Origin of the sequence: Corynebacterium sp. Marseille-Q2823, from assembly GCF_903645345.1 — a bacterium.
GTDB lineage: Bacteria > Actinomycetota > Actinomycetes > Mycobacteriales > Mycobacteriaceae > Corynebacterium > Corynebacterium hiratae.
Genome location: NZ_CAHJXS010000005.1, coordinates 171,395 through 193,962, shown reverse-complemented (window position 1 = coordinate 193,962; position 22,568 = coordinate 171,395). Strand labels below are relative to the sequence as shown.

At 60.8% G+C, this 22,568-nt stretch carries 9 protein-coding genes and 2 pseudogenes; 5 read left to right on the top strand and 6 right to left on the bottom strand.

What is annotated here, in order from left to right; genetic code table 11:
• The first annotated feature begins 243 nt into the window (after positions 1 to 243).
• Positions 244 to 585 (top strand): IS3 family transposase, encoded by a 342-nt coding sequence (locus HWX44_RS07945; protein ID WP_005531138.1) that lies wholly within the window; start codon positions 244 to 246, stop codon positions 583 to 585.
• Between the two features lie 132 nt (positions 586 to 717).
• Here HWX44_RS07945 and HWX44_RS07940 read toward each other — a convergent pair.
• Positions 718 to 1,910, bottom strand: a protein-coding gene (locus tag HWX44_RS07940) for an IS3 family transposase (protein WP_175973892.1) whose coding sequence is annotated in 2 segments (ribosomal slippage) — positions 718 to 1,628 and positions 1,628 to 1,910 — 1,194 coding nt in all. Because the reading frame shifts where the segments join, the coding sequence is not laid out codon by codon here.
• A gap of 11 nt (positions 1,911 to 1,921) precedes the next feature.
• Between HWX44_RS07940 and HWX44_RS07935 the strand changes: the two are divergent.
• Positions 1,922 to 2,446, top strand: a pseudogene (locus tag HWX44_RS07935) (transposase); the annotation flags it as partial.
• Positions 2,447 to 2,708: 262 nt separating this feature from the next.
• Here HWX44_RS07935 and HWX44_RS07930 read toward each other — a convergent pair.
• The 3 genes and pseudogenes from HWX44_RS07930 to HWX44_RS07915 form a co-directional block, all read right to left on the bottom strand.
• On the bottom strand, positions 2,709 to 3,944 hold the full coding sequence (locus tag HWX44_RS07930) for an MFS transporter (protein WP_175974065.1): 1,236 nt from the start codon (positions 3,942 to 3,944) through the stop codon (positions 2,709 to 2,711).
• Positions 3,945 to 3,965: 21 nt separating this feature from the next.
• Positions 3,966 to 5,027, bottom strand: coding sequence for a HesA/MoeB/ThiF family protein (locus HWX44_RS07925; RefSeq protein WP_175974063.1), 1,062 nt, complete (start codon positions 5,025 to 5,027; stop codon positions 3,966 to 3,968).
• Positions 5,028 to 6,511: 1,484 nt separating this feature from the next.
• Positions 6,512 to 15,468 (bottom strand): annotated as a pseudogene (locus HWX44_RS07915) (fatty acid synthase subunit beta domain-containing protein).
• A gap of 373 nt (positions 15,469 to 15,841) precedes the next feature.
• Here HWX44_RS07915 and HWX44_RS07910 point away from each other — a divergent pair.
• Entirely contained in the window at positions 15,842 to 16,768 is a 927-nt protein-coding gene (locus tag HWX44_RS07910) for a hypothetical protein (RefSeq protein WP_175974059.1), read from the top strand.
• Here HWX44_RS07910 and HWX44_RS07905 read toward each other — a convergent pair.
• Both HWX44_RS07905 and HWX44_RS07900 read right to left on the bottom strand, forming a co-directional pair.
• Positions 16,765 to 18,504 (bottom strand): long-chain-fatty-acid--CoA ligase, encoded by a 1,740-nt coding sequence (locus HWX44_RS07905; RefSeq protein WP_046647820.1) that lies wholly within the window; start codon positions 18,502 to 18,504, stop codon positions 16,765 to 16,767. The genes HWX44_RS07910 and HWX44_RS07905 overlap by 4 nt on opposite strands.
• A gap of 178 nt (positions 18,505 to 18,682) precedes the next feature.
• Entirely contained in the window at positions 18,683 to 20,395 is a 1,713-nt protein-coding gene (locus HWX44_RS07900; protein WP_046647819.1) for a long-chain-fatty-acid--CoA ligase, read from the bottom strand.
• Positions 20,396 to 20,471: 76 nt separating this feature from the next.
• Here HWX44_RS07900 and mshA point away from each other — a divergent pair, with 76 nt between their 5' ends.
• Both mshA and HWX44_RS07890 read left to right on the top strand, forming a co-directional pair.
• On the top strand, positions 20,472 to 21,737 hold the full coding sequence (mshA, locus tag HWX44_RS07895; protein WP_046647818.1) for a D-inositol-3-phosphate glycosyltransferase: 1,266 nt from the start codon (positions 20,472 to 20,474) through the stop codon (positions 21,735 to 21,737).
• Positions 21,738 to 21,780: 43 nt separating this feature from the next.
• Entirely contained in the window at positions 21,781 to 22,530 is a 750-nt protein-coding gene (locus HWX44_RS07890) for a phosphoglyceromutase (protein WP_049154647.1), read from the top strand.
• Positions 22,531 to 22,568: the final 38 nt, after the last annotated feature.

Sequence of the window (22,568 nt, the reverse complement as noted above, 5' to 3'; positions counted from 1 at the left end):
TCCTATGCTTCGTATGGTTCTGGATGAGTGGAGAAGATTATCGGAACCAATCGCTCGATTTTGGGGTATTGGTACTAGCAATTCGGCACCAACGTCGCCGAGGATGATGATGCAGCGTCGCCCACAGAAAAGCTGGCTGATACGGAAAGAATCCGTCGGCGAGAGCGCGAAAGCCAGCGGCTTCGTGAAGAGCGCGATATTCTGCGCAAGGCCGCGAAGTATTTTGCTTAAAGAGACGACCTGGTGATCCGCTTCCAGTTCACTTGTGACCATATCCCCGACTACTCGGTCAAGCGGATGTGCACAGTCCTGGGCTTAAATCGGTCTTCGTATTACAAGTGGAAGAACTCGGCTCCGCGGCGCCGTGCGCGCCTTTTAGATGACGCTGTGGTGGCCGCGGAGATCCAGACCATTTTCGACGCTGAAAACGGCGTGTGGGGCGCTCGTCGCATCACCGCCGAACTCAACGACCCCACACGTCGCGACGGTGCTACAACCCCTGCCAAGCGGATCAATCGCAAAAAGGTGGCACGTTTGATGCGGGCCCAGAACCTGTTCGGATTTCAAAAGAAGCGCAGGGTCTAGACCACTGTGCGCGACAAAGGCCGGCGCGTGTTTGCAGACTTGGTCAACCGTGACTTCACAGCCTGCGCTGCAAATCGTGTGCTTGTTGGCGATAGGGCCTGACCCCCGGAAAGTAGACACGTCGGGGGTTAGCTATGCTGCTTGAGTCAGTGTAGCTGATGTGAGTGCTTCGAAGGCATCGGGGGCTAGAAGATTGCACCAGGAGTGCCGTCTGCGCGTGTTGTAGCGCATGCACCATCGGAAGACTTCTTGGCGGCAGATGATGGGATTGTCAAACACTTTCCGATCACGCAGAACTTCACGCTTGAGACTGGCGTTAAACGATTCTGCCAGGGCATTATCGGCACTTGTACCCACTGCTCCCATGGATTGGCGAACACCAAGTACAGCGCAGTGCTCTCTAAATGCTTGTGAGGTGTACACACTGCCATGATCGGAATGGAAAACTGCCCCTTTAAGGCTTCCGCGGACTTTTCTGGCATGAGATAAAGCTTCGATAACCAGCGATACCCGCATGTGATCGGCTAGTGCATGGCCGACGAGTTTGCGCGAGTAGACGTCGATGACCGTGGCCAGGTACATGTTCTTGCCGCCCTTACACGGCAGGTACGTAATGTCGCCTACATAGACGTGGTTCGGCCTGTCAGCTGTGAATTTGCGGCCTACTAAATCTGGCATGACTCGACGTCCAGGCTTGCGCCTGGTGGTGATGCACCGACGCCGTTTACTAAAGCCTTTCAGCCCCATGGATTTCATGATGCGTGCGACCTTCTTGTGATTGATCGGAGGAAAGTCCGTATCGTCGTTGAGGCTTGCAGCGATGCGTTTAGCACCATAAAGCCCGTGCTCATCATCGAAGATAGTCTTGATTCTCGCACCAAGAAGGGCATCGGAACACGTCTTTAACCTGCGTTTTTCGCGGGTGTTGACCCATTTGTAGAACGAGGAGCGATTGAGCTTTAACACGTGGCACATCCGCTTGACCGAGTATTCGGTTCGGTAGTCATAGACAAACTGGAAGCGGATTACCAGCGTGTCTCTTCGGCAAAATACTTCGCGGCCTTACGCAGGATGTCACGTTCTTCACGAAGCTTAGAGACTTCTTTTTCTAGCTGGCGGATCCGTTCAGAATCAGTCGTCGCCTGGGCGTTGTCACGCAGGGTCTTCGTGCGGGCGCGTTTGCCGGTGCCGTACTGCTTAAGCCAGGAATAAAGTGAGGATCGATTGACACCAAGCTCTGCTGAAGCCGCGTGAAGTGAGAGGTCCTCATTGTTTTCGTAGAGGGCCACAGCATCACGTTTGAACTGTTCGGAGTACCTAGGCATGGTGGTAGATTACCTTTCTTCCCAACCCAACCGGGCTGGATATCAGGTGTCTACCAAACAGGGGTCAGGTCCATATTACGTATCTGCCGATCGCAGACGGAACGAACATGTACTTGGCAACAGTGATTGATTGTTTTTCCCGCAAACTTGTCGGCTTTGCTATCGCAGATCACGTGCGTTGCGAACTGGTAGAAGAAGCCCTCGAAAACGCTTCCCATCTGCGTGGAGGTCTTGATGGTGCGGTTTTCCACTCGGATCATGGAAGCGTGTATACCTCGTCGCAGTTCCAGGCAACATGCAAGCGCTTGGGCGTTACCCAGTCGATGGGCGCGGTGGGAACCAGCGCGGATAATTCGCTGGCTGAGTCGTTCAACGCGGCTCTGATACGGGAGGTCCTCAAAGATGCGAAGACATTCGCCAATCAACTGATCTGCCGCCGAGACGTCTTCCGGTGGTGCGTGCGCTACAACACGTGCCGTCGGCACACTTGGTGCGGGTATAAAACTCCCGATGAGTTCGAGTCCCAAGCCGCTTAAGGTCTGATAGGCTTACACCTACATTTTGTTCACCCCACGGTGTCTACTTTCCGGGGTCGGGCTCCTTGAAACCGTCGCTCACCAGCCGCCCAGAGTTCTCTTTCTGGAAGTCCTGAATTTTGATTAGGTCTGGGAGCATTACGGTGTTTCAATCATTCCAACTGGACGGGGAGATGAGGTATATGTCGTCGAAAGTTATTTGGCTTAATCGTTCTATGGGGTAATCCTTATTTTAAGAGCATTACAGTGCAGAGTGGAACTATCAGGATTGAACTTCGTCGAGTTGAGATAGCAATGGTATTCCGCGAACCGCTGAGGTTAGCGTCATCATGGTGGCAATGAGCGCGATTGTTGAAATGAGTCCGAGTGTTGTTGAAGCTCCCCAGTGCTCAAATCCAAAGCCAGCGAGAAATGCTCCGAATGGCATGAGAAATATTCCAGGAATGGTAGAAGCTGTGGTTACTGCGCCCATTCGGTAGTCAGGGGTAATGGCGGCAGTAAAAGCCCCAATTGCAGTATTAAAAGACGCTAGGGGTAGACCCGCGATAAACAAAGCAATGATGGTGGCGACCGTATTGCTATGTAGTGTGGTAAGCACAATAAGGCTTATTGTGAAGGTAAGTAAAGCTATAGTGCCAAGTTTTCCTAGTGGTACAACCTCTGCTAGCTTGCTGGCCAAAAAAGAACCTACGATGACACCGGATCCAAAAGATGCTGAAATCAAACCGATAATGAATGCAGATTCTCCTGTAGCGCGGTATGAAAAAATCAGTACCAAGATAAAAGCTGACATTGGAATGTTGGCAACGGCTGCCACGAGAGTGATTGCGCGCAGCCCTGTGTGGCTAAATACAAAACGGAACCCATCAGTCGAGGACTTTAGAACAGAAACATTTGTGTCGTGTTCTTCGGGTAACTGATTTGCTGACGCTGAATTAGGCTTTCGAGGAACGAGAGCGCAGGCGATGGCATGGAATGCTCCCTGGACAAAAAGAGCTAAGTGGGGGTTTAAACCGTAAAGAAGTCCGGCGCTCGGTCCGCCGAAAACTTCCGCAGTGGATTCACGTCCATGCGCGATAGCATTTGCTGTACCTAGATCGCTTGTAGGGACCATCTGCTTGATGAGACTTTGTTCGCTTGGTGCGTCGAATGCAGAGAGCGCGGAAGCGAGAACGATGCATAAAACTATGGGGAGTAACGGAAGAACACTAAAGGAGAGCATGAGAGCAATGCTGATCCAAATGATCGTTTGAGCGAGAGTAACTCGTTTTAGCACTACTGAGGGATGAAACTTATCTGTTAATGCACCGGCAAACAGGCTCAAAAGAATAAGCGAACCTGTTCCAAAAGCTGATACTGATCCTGCCAGTGTGGCGTTTTTGCTTATGTCAAAAATCAATAGTGGAACTATTACTGAAGCCATTGCATAACCAGTTTGGTTGAACGCCATTGTTCCGACTAAGCGGCGATAGCCAGGAATACTCATTAAGGTGGCCATTTCTTAGTCCTTTCATGAAGGCTAATGTTGGCAAGACGAGGGGAAATCAATGGAATATTGATTTGAATAGTCTGCAAGGTTTTGATGTAGAACTTTGCCCATAGATAAGTTGGTTCTTGAGACTAAGAACCTTAAGGCTTCGAGTGAAGCCAATGCACTGGCTATTGACACGATAGGTGCTATCGCAGCGTTAATTCCAAGAGGGGTTTCCTCATAGAGTCCAGAAATATTATTCTGTTGCAGCCGTTGTTTTTCACTTTCTCGAAGGCATCGGTAGCACCCTGTCGTTCCGGGGACAAAAGTCGCGCAAACCGCCATCGGCCCGGCGTAGCTGCAGTCAATCCAGGGCCTTTTGGTGGCTATTGCGGCTTCTGATACCCAATATGCCGATTCGGGTGGGTTGTCGATTGCTCTTATAACTAGATCTGCTTCCTTGAAAATGGGAATTAATTCCTCTACTCCTTCAATTTTTCGCTCGATCGTACGTACTGAGCAATCGCTATTTAACTCTCTAATCCTATTTTTGAGTTCATCAGTCTTTAATTTGCCGATAGATTTTTCCGAATAAGCAATTTGTCGATTCAGGTTGGACAACTCGACAGTGTCAAAATCAACGAGAGTTATTTTTCCTATTCCACTTGCGGCCATCTGTAACGCGATGCTAGATCCAATGCCTCCGGCCCCTAAAATGCAAATGCTCGACGAGCAGATAATTTCTTGAGGAGCCCATCGATCAAATTTCCCAAATCCGCCTAGCCATGAGTAGAGCGCAGTACTGCGAGAAAAACGAGTCTGTTGTTCTGGGGTTAAGTTGGGTTGAGAAATGGCCTCAATGTGTCCTAGCTGGATTAGCTTCTCGAGCAGAGTATGTGCATTAAAGGGAGAAAGTCCCGTTTGCTTAGCGATCTGTTCGGTAGCTTCGTGCTGATTTAGGGTGCCGTTTAAAATTTTATTCAATTTTTGGAGATGGTGGTCTGGATCTTGGACATAGTGGCCGATTCCTGCCGTGTTTGATCCAACAACTGACCTGCCATCCCCTAGAGGCCTAACTTCATGGGCGGTCCGGAATGATATCAAGGACATTGTTCTCCTTAAAGTAAAAAGGGGGCCCGAATGTATTCAGGTCCCCGTGGTTGTCTGATGTTTTATGCCTGTCCAACGCGGTGGGCTTCCATCAGATTCTGGGTGGAAATCACTTCAAAATCGAATGACATTGGCCTCCTCCTTTCATAAGTGAAGTTACAGACAGAGTAGCAGGGATCCAAAGCACAGTCAATGAAAAATATAATTTAAATCTCTAAGGGGTGAACGTAGGACATATATCATAATGTTTAAAAGGCATCTCATGTGAAGGTTGTCTGGGGTGGTGGTTTGTTGCTGTGACGTCTTTCGAATTTCCAGGGTCACAGCTTTGACTATGGCCAACTTGCCCAATGATTGCGGTGGTTGAGTGGTGTTTTAGTGTTAGTGTTATGACGTTAAAACGCTTCAAAGTGACTTCAGTGATGTCGGTAATTGGGGGGTTCGCATTCTCGATGAATTGTTAGCGGACATGAAAAGCTGACCGGAGGCGGACATAAAAAAGTCCGCCTATGGCCATGAGAAACTGACCAGTGGCGGACACCACGGGGGCAGGGCGTGTTCGAATGATTGACTCGTCCTGTTGGAGTATGGTAAGCGAACTTATCCCCTCTGGTTCAGAGCCCTGTTGTGACGTCGATCTAGCGCTGGGATGCTCCTCGAGTTCGAACGACGATGACGTGGTGCATCAGCCGACCGATGGGAGCCGTGTTGTTCGGTGTCGGGCGCACCTGTGGCATGAGGTCCGTGAAGCTTGGCACATGTGATTTCACGGAACGTGCCGACGGCGCGCGGCCGCGTGCTGTGGTTGCCTTCGATAGGCACGAGGAACCCGGTGTTGGAGTCACCATCGGCGACGGCGGGGCCACAGGCCTGACACCTCAACTTCACCCCTGCTTCTTCTAGAAGACAATTGCTGCTGATTAGAGACGGAGTCAGGTCCGTCCATGCTTTTCGCTAGATGAGTCCGGTTAGACTCTTCTATCGAACATCGGATGAAGACCCCTTATTTTCCTACCCCCAATAAAAACTCCCCAAACCCCTAAATCCCGTGTCTGCCACTGGTCAGTTTTTCATGTCCGCCAACATGAATTGAACCGCGTAGCCTTTGACGAAACTCGTCACTTACGGAATGGTGATGATGCGGATAAATTTAATGAGGGAAACTCAAAAACCGGCTGGCACGAGTTGTTGAAGTAGAACTTCCAGGACCAGCGAATAGTGAACTGCGTAGTTTTGTTCGTAAGGCAGTTTCGTTAGCTCATTCGATAAAACACGCACCGAACTCATCGCGCCGTGAAGCTGGCATAATCGCTGATTCCGTAATCATGCTTGTCAATATTTTTCGGCGGATGTTTGAAAGCGTGTGATGGAACATTTAATTGAAAAGCGTTGGTGAGCAAATATCGTCGCGACATAGAGCGAAACGAGGTTAGTCCGAAAGGAAAGGGCCAGTTCGTACTTGAACTGGCCCTAATTGCTAGAGGTTACGCACCCGGGAATTCACCGTTGCTGCCCAGGCGCGCATCGGCGTCGAGGAGCATGGAGATTTCCGCGGCCTTGTCGGCGTCGACGAGACCGTAGCCGTCAATCATCACCTTGGCGTCGGCGTGCGGTAGGCGGCGGCCCTCGATGACCTCGAAGAGCGGGGCGCGGCCCAGCATTCCGGCCTCGAAGTGTGCGCGGCCGGCGCGCAGGCGCTGCTCGGCGTGCTCACGCCACTCGGCAGCTGCATCCGCCCCGCGCTGCTGAGACACGGCCTGCTCGAACACGCCGGGGTGGGCGTAGACGATGAGCGCGCTGACGTGGCCGAAGCCAGCGAGGTCAGCGCCGCGGCCTTCACGTTGCGGCCCGCGGCTGCCAGATCCAGCGGCGAACGCAGCCACACCAGGTTCTTCGCCTTCGGCGCGATGAGCGGATCAACGCAGTCCAGCGACACGTTGGCCGGGATGCGGCCGGTGCGGAAGACGTCGATGATACCGCCGGTCTGGAAGAGCGCGGCACCGCGAGTGGTGAGCGTCTTCTGGGAGATGACGAACATCGGCTGGTCCTCATCGCGGCCAATCGCCGGCCACAGCAGGGAGTGCAGCTCCGACTCGTTGGGGTCGTTGGCGTTGGTGGAGGTGTCGTGCTTGGACAGGACGCTGACGTCGTTCGGCGTCAGGCCCAGGCCGCGCAGCGAGCGCGCCAGGCGGGAGTTCTCCCGGCCACGGCCAGCCCCCAGCGCACCCAGGCCAGGAGCCGGGATGGAGGTGTGGGCGCCGTCGCCATAGGAGGCCGCGTGCGCGACCACTGCGAGGACCGGAAGGCCCAGCTCTTGTGCAAGGGAACCGCGCACCAGCAGGACCGTGCCGCCGCCTTCGCCTTCGAGGAAGCCGCCGCGGCGGCGGTCATTGGCGCGGGAGATGAAGCGATCATCAATTCCCTTGGCGGTCATCTTCGCGGTCTCCGCGGTGGCGTTCATGTCGCCGAAGCCCTGGAGGGATTCCACCTGGACATCGTCGATGCCGCCGGCCACGACCACGTCGGCCTTGCCCAGGGCAATCTTGTCCACGGCCTCCTCAATCGACACCGCTGCGGTAGCACAGGCGCCGATGGGGTGAATCATGGAACCGTAGCCGCCCACCAGCGACTGCATGGGGTGCGCCGCGATGACGTTCGGCAGGGCCTCCTGCAGGATGTCGGACGGGCGCTCCTCACCAAGGAAACGGGTGACGAAGACCTTGTGCAGGGATTCCATGCCACCGATACCGGTGCCCTGCGTGGTGGCCACCTGGCCCGGGTGGATGGAGCGCAGCAGCTCCGCCGGGGAGAAGCCAGCCTGGGTGAAGGCATCCACCGCACTGACCAGGTTCCACACCGCCATGCGGTCCAGGGAGTCGAGCATGTGCTCCGGGATGCCCCACTTAGCGGCGTCGAAGTCATCCGGCATCTGGGCGGCGACGGTGCGAGTCAGCGTAGCCTTGCGCGGCACCTTGACGGTGGCACCCTGGCGGCGGGTGACCTGCCATTCGCCGTCCACCTCGACGATGCTGACGAACTCCGGGTCCGCGTCCTGAATATCGCGGGCGGTGGCTTCCGAATCCACGGCGAAGGTGACGTCGCGGTCCAGGAAGACGGTGGTCAGGTCGATGGAGCCGCGGTCGGTGAGGTGGTACTTATCCGTCAGCGTGCGCACACCGGAGCGTGCAACGACCTCATCGCGGAAACGCTCGAAGATGTCCTCCTCGGCGATCTCTTCATCGCTCTCCACCACGAACCAGCCCGGGTGCGGGTCCTCGCGCCATTCCACCAGCCCGGTCATCCAGGCCAGCTCCAGCACACCAGCTGCGGTGAGCTCCGCGGAACCATCGCGCTGCAGGCCATACTCGGCCTCGAAGCGCGTGCGGCCGGAGCCCCACGAGGAGACCTCGCCGATACCGGCGATGACCACCATGTCCTCCAGGTCCGTGGTGACCTGGCCAACTTCTTCCTCCAGGCCAGGCTGCACTGCTTGTACCTGGTTGGGCAGTGCCGCGATTGTGATGGGGGCTTCTATATCTTCGTGCGGAACTGCGCCAGCGGTTTCCGCACCTGCGGCAAGCTCCTTGAGGGAGAAGCCCTCTAGGCCGCCGGTGAGGTCCTTCTCTACCGGGGCGTGAGCTGCCTGCTCGCGCGAGTCGGCGCTGGCCAGGTCCATAAGCTCGGCGGAAATCTCCTCCGGGCTCCACACCTTGATTCCGGCCTTCTCGGCGGCGGGCACCAGCCCATCGTTGCCGCCCATGAGGTGCGTGCCGGCGACCCAGCCGATCTTGGCCTGCGCCAGGGTGACACCCTGCGGCCAGCCGGCCTCGACCTTCCACTTGTTGAGGATGGCATCGAGGGCGGCCTTGACCTCGCCGTAGGCGCCGTCGCCACCGAAGGTGCCGCGGTTGGGCGAGCCCGGCAGGACAACGTGGCAGCGCTTGTCGACGTCTTCCTGGCTCAACCTTGCCAGTCCCGCGATGGTGCGCTCGACGGACCACAGCAGCAGGCGGGCCTGGGCCTCGGTGCTGCCGGAGGCATCCGCCAGCGAGCCGGAGACACTCGGCGCAGCAAAGGGGAAGGCCAGCGTCGGCGTGAGGGCCGGCTTGAGGATCTTGACCTCGTTGCCCACGGACTCGCGCTGTTCAGTGCCGATCCAGTCGATGAGCGCGTCAATATCGCGGAAGCTCGACAGGTTCGCCGGGACCAGCCACAGGGCGGAACCAGCAGCGCCGTGCTCGGCGTAGAGCGTGCGCGCGAATTCCTTGCGGGCCTGGCTGACACGGGAGGCGGTCATGATGACGGTCGCGCCGCCCTCCAGTAGGCGCTCCACCAGCGCAGTGGCGATGGAACCAGGGGCAGCACCCGTGACCAGGGCAACCTCACCGGCGAACGCGCCGGGGGTGGTGTCCACGGCGGCCTTGGCGATGTCCTCGCGCTTCCACCAGCGCGCCTGACGCGCTAGGGCCTCGCCGGCACCGCGGAAGCTGTCCACCGGGTACTCGGCCTGGCCCAGTGCCAGGCGGGCGAGGCGCTCGCGGGCGATGGCCCAGGAGTCGTCGAAAAGCACGGCCTTGTTCGCATCAAAGGACGGCGTGACGGACTTGAGCCAACCGGAGCCGAGCTCTGCCTCGACGGCATCGATGACGGTGGTATCAGGTGCCTCGATGAGCTCCGGTTCGGAGTCCAAGCCCAGCTGGGAGAGAACCTGGCGGGCGACAGTAGCCAGCACGCCGCTCTCACCGGTGACGGTCTCGGCGAAGGCATCGAGCGCAGCGGAGTCGACCACGGCACCGCCACCGGCACCACCGGCGGCCGCGCCCTTGGACACGGATGCACCGTGGGTAGCGGCGACGGCTTGGACGGCGGCGTCGATCAGCTCGTGTGCTGCGGACTTGGAGGTAGCGCTCGCCGGCACGGTGCTCAGCGAGCCGCCGCGCACGGAGTCCTCCTCGCGGGAGCCCAGCAGAATCTCAGCCTCGACGTGGGCAACCCAGGACTCGGGCAGGCCCCAGGTGCCGGTGACGTAGTCCGCCACGGCGGTGGGCTTGAGGCCCGCAGCGCCGAAGAGCTGGCGCAGGCGCGCGCCGACGGCCTCACCCAGCACCGGGCCGAAAGCGGAGTAGCCCGGGGCGGCGGTGGCGACCTTCTCGCGCAGCGTTGCCACGTCGGCATCGGCGGCGCCATCGATGGCCGGCACGCCGATCTCCGCGGACATGTCCATGAGCAGCTGGTTACGGCGCGAGGACACACCGTTGGTCAGCTCCTCCACGGTGTCGGAGTCCGCGATCTGATCCACGCGGATCTTGTTCTGGAAGGCGAAGAGCACCATGATGGCCTCCGCCGCACCAAAGCGCAGCTCGGGGGCGTCGCCGGAGGCGGCGGCTGCGGTAGGCGCAGGAGCAGGTGCGGCAGCTGGCGCGGCCGCAGCCGGAGCCTCGGCAGCCTCGGCTGGTGCCTCGTTGGTTTGTTGTGCCTCCTCGGCGTCGGATTCCGCAGCCGGTTCGGCGGCTGGGGCTTCGGAGACGTCGGCAAGCATGACCTGCTCCTGGTCGCGCTCCACGTTGAGCACGCGGATGGTGCCCTCCGGGATGCCGGCGACGGCCAGCGAGCGGGTAGCCAGGTTGGTCAGCGTCGGGGAAGAAGCCAAGCCGACCTCGATGATCTGCTCGACCTTGCCGAAGAGGAGCTCCTGGGTCTCAATCCAGCGCACAGGCGAAGCGAACTGCCAGGACAGCAGCTCAATGAGCAGCAGGCGGGCGAGCTCGTGCTCGGAGAGGTCCTCCACCTTCAGCCCGTCCAGCTTGCCGGAGGGAGCCAGCGGTGCCACGGCGTCGACGAAGTCCTGGGTCAGCTCGAAGGGGCGGGCCACCAGGTTCGGGATGTAGCGGCCTACCAGGGCGTCCAGATCCAGCTCCTGCGGCAGGAGCTCATCGAGCTTCTCCGCGAAGGCCGGAACGCCCTCGCGCAGCACGCGGGAGTGGAAAGGAACGTCGATGCCCGGGACCATGACGGCCGCGCGCGGGGCGATGGCATTGGCCTTGTCCACCAGGGCCTTGAGCCCCTTCTTGGTGCCGGCGACGGAGTACTGCTGGCCGCGGATGTTGTAGTTAACAATCTCCAGGAACTCGCCGGTGGCCTCGGCGACCTCAGCCACCCAGGCGTCGACGTTGTCGGCATCAATGCCCGCCATGTTCGGGCGCAGTGCCGCCATGGCGTATTCGGAGTTGCCCTCCGCATCGCGCGGGACCAGGCTGCCCATGGCGGAGCCGCGGGAGTAGACGATGTCGATGACACCCTCAAGGTCGAAGATATTCGCTAGCGAAGCCAGCGCGGTGTACTCGCCCAGGGAGTGACCGGCGAAGTAGGAGGTCGGAGCCAGGGCGTCCTCGGTGCGCAGGCGCTCGGTCTGGGCATAGGCCACTACAGCCAGGGCCACCTGCGTGAACTGGGTCAGGTGCAGCACGCCTTGCGGGTGGCGGAAGGTGGTGCCGCGAACGGTGAGTTCCGTCGGGTTCTCATCGATGATCTTCTGGATGCTAAAGCCCAGGTTCTCGCGGGTATGCGCATCAGCACGGCGCCACGCTTCGCGCGCTGCCGGGGAGGCCTGGCGGTCGCCCTTGCCCATGCCTTCGGCCTGGATGCCCTGGCCGGGGTAGACATACGCCGTGGTCGGCGCGGCAAGCAGGGCCTGGCCGCGGGAGACCACCTCGCCGTCGATGCGGCAGGTGACTTCGAGGGCCTGGTGGATGCCCTTGCGGCCGACGCGTTCAACGGTGACCTCGATGTCATCGCCCAGCTGCACCATGCCGTACATGGAGTAGGTCCACCCCACCACGCGGCCATGGCGCCCGGCCACTTGCTGTGCGGCGGCCGAGAGCCACATGCCGTGCACCAGCGGTGCCTGCAGGTTCACCAGCTGGGCCGCGTTATAGGAAGTGTGAATCGGGTTGTAGTCACCGGAGACTAGAGCGAAGGGCGTCATGTCCTGCGGGGCGGTGACGGTGGCGCGGTCGACGAAGGAGCGCGGCGTCGGCACCACCTTGGTGGCGGACTTGCCGCCGCCCCACTCCGGTGCTTGGCTCGGTGCGGCGGTGCCGGTGGCGCGGCCACGGATGGCAAAGCGGTGCATCTGCGTGGCCACGACATCACCGGAGGCGTGGTCCTTGAGCTCCAGCTCCACCGTGACGATGCGCCCGGAGACGGATTCCTCGATGGCGGTGCAGGAGGAGGTGACGTCGATCTGGCGGCCGTCGGCAAGCTGCTCCAGCGGCACGCGCAGGTCGATGACGTGGTCCAGGTGCACCGCGTTGAGCAGGCCTTCGATGACCGGGTAGCCGTCCTCCAGGCGGCCGGAGCCGAGCGCGGCGTAGATGGCCGGCCAGCACGGGCCGACCAGAACATCCGGGGTGCCGGCCTTCTCGGCTGCGGCATCGCCGCAGGTCACCGCGCTGTGTGCGGAGAGCAGCGAAGCAGGGAAGTGGAAGGAGTAGCCGGACTCGACGGTGGGCATCTCCGTAATCTCATCGCCCTGCTCCGCGGTGGAGCCGACACCGGCCAGCCCCTCCAAGAGGGTGAAGACGGAGTTGGGTAGGCGCTCCTCGGAGACCACCGGGGAGCCACCCGTGGCTACATCCTCCGGCAAGTCCACTGGGACGGTGACCTCGCGAACGTAGAAGGGGCGCTGCTCCTCCGGCAGGTCATCCCAGTAGGAGTCGGCCGTGATGACGATCTCCCAGTTGCCCTCGGCATCCTGGCGCAGGTCGAAGGCATTCTCATCCATCTCATAAGCCGGGTTGGCCATGAGGTGGCCGTGCCACAGCAGGGTCGGGGAAGTACGCAGGAACGCGGCCTCATCGGCGGCGGAATTCAGGCGGGAGAAAGCCTTCTGCGGGGTCGATCCCTGCTCCAGCAGCGCATCCGTGGTGGCCTGCTCGAAGCGGGCAAGCAGGTCTGCCACCGGCTCGTTCTTCTTGGTAATACCTGCCACGGCCACGGGGCCGGGGATGATGCGCACCTGGTCAGCGGTGTAGCGCTCATCCTGCGCCTGCCAGAGCGTGTCCTTGCCGAACCAGGACTTCAGGTCACCGTCCAGGGCCGGTACCCACGGCATGGGCTTGACGTGCTTGTAGTGCAGGGAAATCCACCAGGCGGCATCGCGCGCCGAGACCTCGGTGGTGCGTGCGGCGGGGTAAGCCTCCAGCAGCTTCGCTGCGGCTGCGGGGGCATCGTGAACGTCCTCAACACAGGTGAAGAGGGTTTCAATCTGGCCGTGATCCGCTGGGTTCAGGCGGGCTTCGACGCGGTGGAGGAGATCCAGGAAGCGGTCATCCCAGCTCGGATCCACGAACGGGTGGGCCAGATCCACGAAGCGCTCCAGCCACGCGGCGTAGGTCATGGATTCCACGTCACCAAAGTAGGGCTTACAGGTCATGGCCAGTGCGTCAATGATTTCTTGGCGGTGTGCCGAGTACTCCTCGATGCTCAAGGAAGTAATCAGGCGAGAAGCCGCGGCGAAGGAGTTATCGAGGTCGTGGATGTCCGCCAAAAGGTGGGACTGCGAGGATGCCACGCCGTTCGCACCGGTGCCGCGGCCTACCCAACCGTCGTTCTGCTCCGGGCTGATTCCGGCGGTGTTGACCAGAAGGTCCTTGACGGAATCAGTGGCCTTGGCCTCCTTGGTGGCCATGGCGACGGTGCCGAGGAAGACGGCGTCGACAGGCATCGCCGGCATAGCGTGCTTCTTCGCCCACTCACCGGTGAGATAGGAGGTGGCGCGATCCGGGGAGGCGATGCCGCCGCCGACTGCCAAGTAGACGTTGGGGTGCTGGCGGATTTCGGCGTAAGTATCCAGCAGCATGTCATCCAGGTTGACCCAGGAGTGGTGGCCGCCGGCGTGGCCGTCCTCGACCTGCATGATGATGCGGTCCTCCGGGTAGGCCGTGGCGATGGCCAGGACATCGCGGATTTGCTTCGCGGTACCGGGCTTGAAGGAGATGAAGGGGAAACCGTCGGCGTGGAGGCGGTCCAGCAGCTCGCCAGCTTCCTCTACTTCCGGGATACCGGCGGAGATGCACACGCCGTTGAAAGCGGCACCGGCCGCACGCGCCTTGGGCACGATGCGCGCCTGGCCGAAGTGCAGGTTCCACAGGAAGCGGTCAAAGAACATGGTGTTGAACTGCGCCGTGCGGCCAGGGCGCAGGTGCTGCTCCATTGTGGCCAGGTGGGCGCGGAAGACCTCATCGGAGTACATGCCGCCGCCGGCCATCTCCGTCCAGTGGCCAGCGTTGGCTGCCGCGGCCACGATCTCTCCATCAGCGGAGGTGGGCGTCATGCCGCCCAGCATGATCGGGGACAGGCCCGTGAGATCGGAGAAGCGGGTCTGGGTATAGGTGCGACCGTTGGGAAGCTCGATGGTGCGCGGGGCGAAGTCAGCGTAGTTCAGGGCCTTGGGCAGTTCAGCGCCCGGCGTCGCCAGCGCATCAAGCTCCTGCGGGGTGGCGGCGGAGACCACGGTCACCCCGGTTCCCTGCACCACGCGGCGGGTGATGTTCGCCAAGGCGCGGTCGAGAACGATGAGGTGCTCGGAGTTGAGCGCGGCCAGAGTGGCAGGCCAGTCGTGGTCGGTGACCAGGATGGCTTCTGCCTGCGCGCGGGCCTCATCCGCGTCGAGGCCGCACTTCTGAGCCAGGCCTACGGTGCGCTCAGCTGCCGGTGCGAGAACCGCGTTGTGGAAGGGAAGCGCTACGGGCAGCTCATCAAAGCGCGGGCTGAGCTCATCGCCGCCGACGGTGCGCTTCTCCAGCTCGGCGTTGAAGCTCTTCACGGCCTCGTCGATGGCGGAGCGGGTGGCAGCCAGGTCCTCCGGGGCACCAGACAGCGCGAAATGGCGGCGGCCGTTGACCACGGCGATGGCGGCGGTGCCGTGCAGGTGCTCAGTGACGAAGCTGCGCTCCAGGCCCCGGATGGACAGCATCTGGGGGCGCGGATCGGAGCCGTTGACCGCGCTGGCTGCGGTGCCCATCAGGATGGCTAGGGCTAGGGCTTCTACTGGCTTGTCGACGGCCATCTCGCCCAAGCTTCCCTGGGAATGCCCAGCGCGCTCGTCGATGTCGACGCCGAGATCACGCAGCTGCTCGATGGCAGCAATCTGGCCAAGGACGATGCCGGGGATGGACACTGCCGGCAGAGAGTCGAGGGCGTTGGGCTCGACGGAACCATCAATGAGCTGCTCGAGGCGCTCAAGTGCGCCAGGGCACGTGGAGGCGATGGTGCGTGCGGCGGGGCCGGTGAGGCTGCGGGCCTGGGCGAGGGTCTCGCGCAGGGAGTCAGCGGTGGCGGCAGTCTGCGCGGCGGTGGTGATGAAACCCTGCCAATCGGAGCCTTGTCCGGCGAAAAGTACGGCCGGGCGGGGCATGGAATGCAGCATAGTAACAGGCATCTTTCCTCTTTTGAGCTGATGGGGAACGGTTTTATGAAGAGCTGTGGGCAGGATTAGTTAGCCCTACAGAACAATCATGATGTGCCACCGTAGTCGAAGCTTTCACGCAAAGCTGTCTCCCGCGCGGAAAATGTGAGGTTTTTCTCACGTTTGGTGGTGGGGGCACTCTTTCTTAGCGCTCGCCGCGCGAAGTTGCCCAACCTTTTGTATCCTCGGGCTCACTGCAGCGGCTCGGGGAGGAGCAGGGGTGGCTCAGCATCGGCTCGCGCAGCGTGAAAGAAAAGAAAAACTAGGGGGGACTATGTCTCAATCAACACCAGAGAAAACGACTAAGACACCAGCACGGCTCAGCAAAAGCCGAGTTATCAAAACTATGACCAAGCTGGCCGGAAAGCTGGAGGAAGATTCCTCCACCGGCTTGCCCACCATCAAAATTGCGGGCGGATTCTTAAGCATCGACGTCAACGAAGAGATGGGCGGCCTCTGCGTCCTTGGGTATTGGGGTGGCGCGGTGTGCTTCGACCCGGACCGCCAGCCTTTGCGCATGGAGGTCAATGATCTCAACGGAGGTGGCATCTCCGGCAACCTTGTGGCCGAGCCGTGTGGAAGCTCCGACATGCATACTCACCTGCGGGTCTTCGCGCCGCCCTATCTGCCGTCGGCGGCCACGAACGCGCAGCTCAAGAGCATTGTTGCGGGCTATGCTGCCGAGATGTCAGCGGTCTTCGCACGCTTAGATGAGCAGTTTCCGGAACACCGGTCAAAGCCGCGGAAAGGGTCGGGGCTTAAGCCGGTGTCGCCCCACTATTTCAGCGAGGCCTATGGGGTTTCAGCGGTGGGGATGTGGCGAGTGCACGAGCGCGCCACGCGCCTGGCGATGATCGGCACGCCCGTTCACGTGGTGGACCACCGGAATGGGGCCGTGAGCATCCTCATCAATGAACACGCGATCACTATTGAATCCGCTCGTGATGGCTCCGGGGATATCGAACTCAGCCTCGTCACGCCCTCCGGTCGCTGCGTCTGCGATCTTGATGCGCTCGTGCGTTGGGCCGAGTTTATGAATGATGATCAATATGTTTACTCCGCGCGCATCGAGGTGGTGAACCTCGATGGCGGCCAAGAGCAGGACCTCGTCTTAGTGACCACGGCCCGCATTCCCACGAAGTGGGGCTACACCGACGAACAGCTGGATTGGCAGCTCAGCACGTTGGTGAGCCAGCTTGTCGGTGCTGGTGAAGCGTTCTACCGAACCTTCAACCCCACGCGCGTGATGCGCTATATCGACCGCGCGGCCTAGGCGGGGGCCTCTTCGCCGAGCAGTTTTAGGAGGTCCTTCTGCACTTCGCGGCGGCGGACCTTGCCCAGCTGGTCGGAGGCCAGGTGCTCGAAGTGGTAGAAGGTACGCGGTACCTTGTAGCGGGTCAGGCGCTCGCGGCAGTAATCCTTGAGGCCCTCCGGATCGAGCACCGCGCCATCCTCCAGGATGATGCAGGCCACGACATCCTCGGAGCCATCCGCGCGCGGGCGGCCGACGATGGCCACGTTGGTGACGTCCGGGTGCTGGCGGATAACGTCTTCCACCTCGGCCGGGTACACATTGAAACCGCCGGTAATGATCATCTCCTTGATGCGGGAGACGATCTTGATGAAGCCATCGGACTCCATGATCGCCATGTCGCCCGTGCGGTACCAACCATCGTGGAAGGACTGCTCGGTGGCCTCCGGCATGTTGAAGTAACCCTTGAATACCTGCGGCCCGCGCACGAGAAGCTCGCCCGCGGTGCCATCCGGCTGGGTCTCGCTGAGGTTGTCTGGGTTGCCGATGCGCACCTCGGTATCCGGGAAGGGAATGCCGATGTAGCCGGGGCGGCGGCTCTTGTTGAGCGGGTTTGCAGCGACAATCGGCGAGGTTTCCGTGAGCCCGTAGCCTTCCACGAGTAGGCCACCGGTGAGTGTTTCCCATTCCTCAACGATGTCCTCTGGCAACGCCGCTGCACCCGAGAGACTGTTTTCGATGCCGTGGAGATCGATGTTCTGTTCCTTGGCTGCCTCCATGACCTTGGAGTAGATCGTGGGTACACCCGGCATCCACGTGGGGCGGCGCTTCTTCATAATGTCGAGGAGCAGCGGAATCTTTGGCGCCGGGGTGAGGACCAACTCGCCGCCAATGTGTACGCCGAGGGCTGCGATGAGGGTGAGGCCATAGACGTGGAAGAGGGGGAGGGCAGCGAGCATGCGCTCGGGCTTCTTGCCGATTTCGGGGACCCACGCTTCCGCCATCTTCATGTTGCAGTACAGGTTGGAGTGGGTTAACTCCGCGCCTTTGGGCTTGCCAGTGGTTCCGGAGGTGTAAAGGATCAGCGCGGTATCTTCGCGGTTGACCTTGGCATCCTGTAGCTTCTGGCCTTGTCCGCCGATGGCGCGCCCGGTGAGCGTGCTCCACGGAACGGTGTTAGGGGCGGGAACTGAGAGCTCGGCGCGCTTGTCCTTAATGATGGGAAGCGGCAAGCGCAGTAGCAGCTGCTTGGGGCGCGGCATGGCCTCGATCATGTTGACCGTAACGATCGTTTCGAGCGGCGTGGTATCACGCAGCTCCTCAAAGACCGGGCTCGCCTTATCCCACACCACGGCCACGCGGGCGGCGTGATCTTGGAAGAGGGGCTCGAGCTCAGCCGCGGTGTAGAGCGGGTTGTGCTCCACGACGGTCGCCCCGAGTTTCAAGATGGCGTAGAAGACCGCCACGTGCTGGGGGCAGTTGGGGAGCGCTACGGCGACGCGATCGCCGGGGCGAATACCGAAGGCTTTGAGGCCCGCCGCGGCGGCGCGCACGTGGGTATCGAGTTCGCGGTAGGTCATTTGGTGGCCAAAGAACCACGTGGCGGGCCTTTCGCCGAACTCTTCCACGGTTTCTCGGTAGGAGTCCAAGAGCGTTTCGGTGCCGTAATCCAGATTGGGCTTAGTCCACTCAGGGTAATACTGGAGCCAGGCTTTCGACTCAAAGGCGGAGGATGCCTGGGCAGGGGATTCGGACATGTTCGCGAACTCCTTAGGTGGTCAAACTTGTTATGTTTGGAACAGTATAACCAATCTGTGACAGAAGTCTCGCAAAACTTAGCAAAGTTGCTTAACGTAACGAAATCTTTTCGGGACAAATCAATAACCCCGGCGATGTGCGTTTATCACGCAGGGATCGCTCCGGGGTTATGGAGTGCTACTTCTCGGCCTTGAGACGCTCGAGCAGATCCTGCTGAACCTCGCGGCGGCGAATCTTGCCCAGCTGGTCCGTGGCCAGCTTCTCGAAGTGGTAGAAGGTGCGCGGAACCTTGTAGCGGGTGAGGCGCTCGCGGCAGAAGCTCTTGAGGCCGTCGGGATCGAGCGCGGCGCCGTCGTTCAGCACGATGCAGGCCACGACGTCCTCGGAGCCGTCCGAACGCGGGCGGCCCACCACGGCGGCCTCCGCCACGTCCGGGTGGTCCAGCAGTGTTTCCTCAACCTCGCCCGGGTAGACGTTGAAGCCACCGGTGATGATGATTTCTTTGATGCGGCTGACTAGACGGATGAAACCGTCCTCTTCCATCACGCCCATATCACCCGTGCGGAACCAGCCATTGTGGAAGGCTTTCTTAGTGGCTTCCTCATCGCCGAAGTAACCTTTGAAAATCTGCGGGCCGCGAGCGAGAACCTCGCCCTCCTGACCATCGGGCATGGTCTCATCCAGGTTGTCCGGGTTGGCGATGCGAATCTCCGTGTCCGGGAAAGGGATTCCCACGTAGCCGGGGCGGCGATCATCGCTCATGGGGTTACCCACGATGATCGGCGAACACTCCGTGAGGCCATAGCCTTCCACGAGCATGCCGCCGGTGTACTTCTCCCACTTCTCCACGGTGTTGACCGGCAGGGTGGACGCACCGGAGAAGGCCGCGCGCACGCCGTCGAGGGAAACGTCGTCTTCTTCCGCCTTTGCCACGATGCGCTCGTACAAGGTCGGTACACCCGGAACCCAGGTCGGGGTGTGCTTCTTCATCAGGTCCATGATGAGCGGCATCTGCGGGCTAGGAAGCAGCACCAATTCGCTGGCGATGAGCGGCGCCAGGGTGGCGTTCATGGTCAGGCCGTAGGCATGGAAGAAGGGGAGTGCGGCGAGCATGCGCTCGGGGGAATCACCCAAGCCCGGTACCCAGTGCTTGCCCATCAAGAGGTTGGAGAAGAGGTTGCCGTGGGTCAGCTCCGCGCCCTTGGGGTTGCCGGTGGTGCCGGAGGTGTAGAGGATGAGCGCGGTGGTGTCCTTGGTGACTTCTTCCGGGGTGATGACATCGGAACCATCGCCGCCGATGGCGTTGCCAACGAGGGATTCCCACGGCACCGTATTCGGAGCTGGGGCGGTGAGCTGATCGCGCTTGGACTTCAACGGCGGAATAGGCAGGCGCAGGGCCAGGCGCTGCGGAGTCGGCATCGCGTTGATCATGTTGATGGAGACGACGGTCTCCAGGGAGGTCGTCGGGCGCAGCTTCTCCAACGTGGAGGCCGTCTTATCCCACGCGATGGCGATTCGCGCGCCGTGGTTCTTAAACAGACCCTCCAGCTCGTGGGCGGTGTAGAGCGGGTTGTGCAGCACCGCGATGGCGCCCAGCTTAAGCACGGCCCAGAAAGCAGAGATGAACTGTGGACAGTTGGGGGCGACGATGGCAACGCGGTCTCCCGGGCGCACGCCGAAGGCGCGCAGACCGGCGGCTGCGCGGCGGACCTGCTTGTCCAGCTCGGCGTAGGTTTGCGTGCGACCGAAAAAGTAGGTTGCCGGCTTATCGGGATGAAGCGCGAGGTTGTTGTCGTAGACGTCGAGAAGCGTGGTGTCTCCGTACTCCAGGGTGTGCGGGGTCCATTCTGGGTAGTACTTCAGCCACGCCTTGGACTCGTATGCCGACATCGATTCACCTTTCGGTCGCGTAGGTTAAGGTACGGGCCAGTATAACGCGGGTTGTTTCGGGATACACTGGAAAACTATGCGCATCGCGATGATTTCCATGCACACCTCGCCCCTCGAGCAGCCCGGAGCCGGGGACGCGGGCGGCATGAACGTCTACGTCCTCAACACTGCCCGTCAGCTCGCGCGCCTCGGCGTGGAGGTCGATATTTTCACTCGCGCCACGCGCCCCAGTCAGGGGGAAGTGGTGGACGTCGAGGAGCGCCTGCGCGTCATCAACATTGTGGCGGGGCCCTATGAAGGTCTCAGTAAAGAGGAGCTGCCCACCCAGCTGGCCGCGTTCACGGGCGGCATTTTCAACTTCGCGCGCTGTTTTGATGTGGAGTATGACGTCATCCACTCCCACTACTGGCTCTCCGGCCAGGTGGGATGGTTGTTGCGCGATCTGTGGGATATCCCTCTCGTCCATACCGCGCACACCTTGGCTGCCGTGAAGAACGTGCACCGCACGCTCGATGACACCCCGGAAACCGAGGCACGTCGCATTTGCGAGCAGCAACTGGTGGATAACGCCGACATCCTGGTGGTCAACACCGCCCAGGAAACCCGCGATCTGATCGAGCACTACGACGCCTCGCCGGAGAATATCGTCGTGGTCTCCCCGGGGGCGGACACCGAGCTGTATACCCCGGGAACGGACCGCATGACGGAACGCGCGCGCCGCCAGCTGGGCATCCCGCTGCACACCAAGGTGGTGGCGTTCGTGGGCCGCCTGCAAAAGTTCAAGGGCCCCGACGTGCTCATCCGCGCCGCCGCGGAGCTGATGGAGCGCGATCCGGATCGCCGCCTGCGCGTGGTCATCTGTGGCGGTGCCTCCGGGGCGAATTCCTCGCCGGATGCCTACCACAACCTTGCCCGCGAGCTGGGGGTGGAGCGCGTCGTGCGTTTCCTGAGCCCGCGCCCACCCCAAGAGCTCGTGGCCATCTACCAGGCTGCGGACATTGTTGCGGTGCCCAGCTATAACGAGTCCTTCGGGCTGGTGGCCATGGAAGCGCAGGCCTCCGGAACTCCCGTGGTGGCGGCGGCCGTCGGTGGGCTGCCCATCGCCGTCGCGGACGGTGACACGGGCTTGCTCGTCCACTCACACTCAGCGCAGGACTGGGCGGACGCATTGGAACAGCTGCTTGACGACGACCCCCGCCGCATCGCCATGGGAGAAGCCGCCGTCGATCACGCCCAGCAGTTCAGTTGGGCAGCGGCCGCCACCCAGTTGGAGAATATTTACGCCGATGCGATGAGTATCGAGATTCCGGATTGCCACGCGCGCCGGGCAATCGGATATTAAAACCACCTGACGCGCTGTCGAAAAACGTGGCATGCTGGTGTTTATGAGTAACGGAAAGCTGATTCTACTTCGACACGGACAGTCCGAATGGAACGAGTCCAACCAGTTCACCGGTTGGGTTGACGTCAACCTCACCGCCAAGGGTGAGGGCGAGGCCAAGCGTGGCGGCGAGCTGCTCAAGGAACAGGGCATCTTGCCGAATATCGTCTACACCTCCCTGCTGCGCCGTGCCATCCGCACCGCCAATATTGCGCTCAACGCTGCGGACCGCCACTGGATCCCGGTTGTGCGCGACTGGCGCCTCAACGAGCGCCACTACGGCGCCCTGCAGGGCCTTAATAAGGCAGAGACCAAGGATAAGTACGGCGAGGAGCAGTTCATGGCATGGCGTCGTTCTTACGGCACCCCGCCGCCTGAGCTGGAGGATGGCGCCGAGTACTCCCAGGCCGGTGACCCGCGCTACGCCAGCCTGGATCAGGTTCCGCGCACCGAGTGCCTGAAGGACGTCGTCGAGCGCTTCGTTCCTTATTTCGAGGAAGAGATTCTGCCGCGCGCCAAGAAGGGTGAGACCGTTCTCATCGCCGCGCACGGCAACTCCCTGCGCGCGCTGGTCAAGCATCTGGATCAGATCTCCGATGAGGAGATTGCCGGACTTAATATTCCGACCGGTATCCCGCTGGTTTACGAGATCACCGAGGACGGTTCGGTTGTGAACCCGGGCGGCACTTACCTGGATCCGGAAGCTGCTGCTGCCGGCGCCGCTGCCGTGGCTGCCCAGGGCGGAAAGAAGTAACCGCCCAGGAAGCTGCGTGCTGCGCACGATCCCCAGGG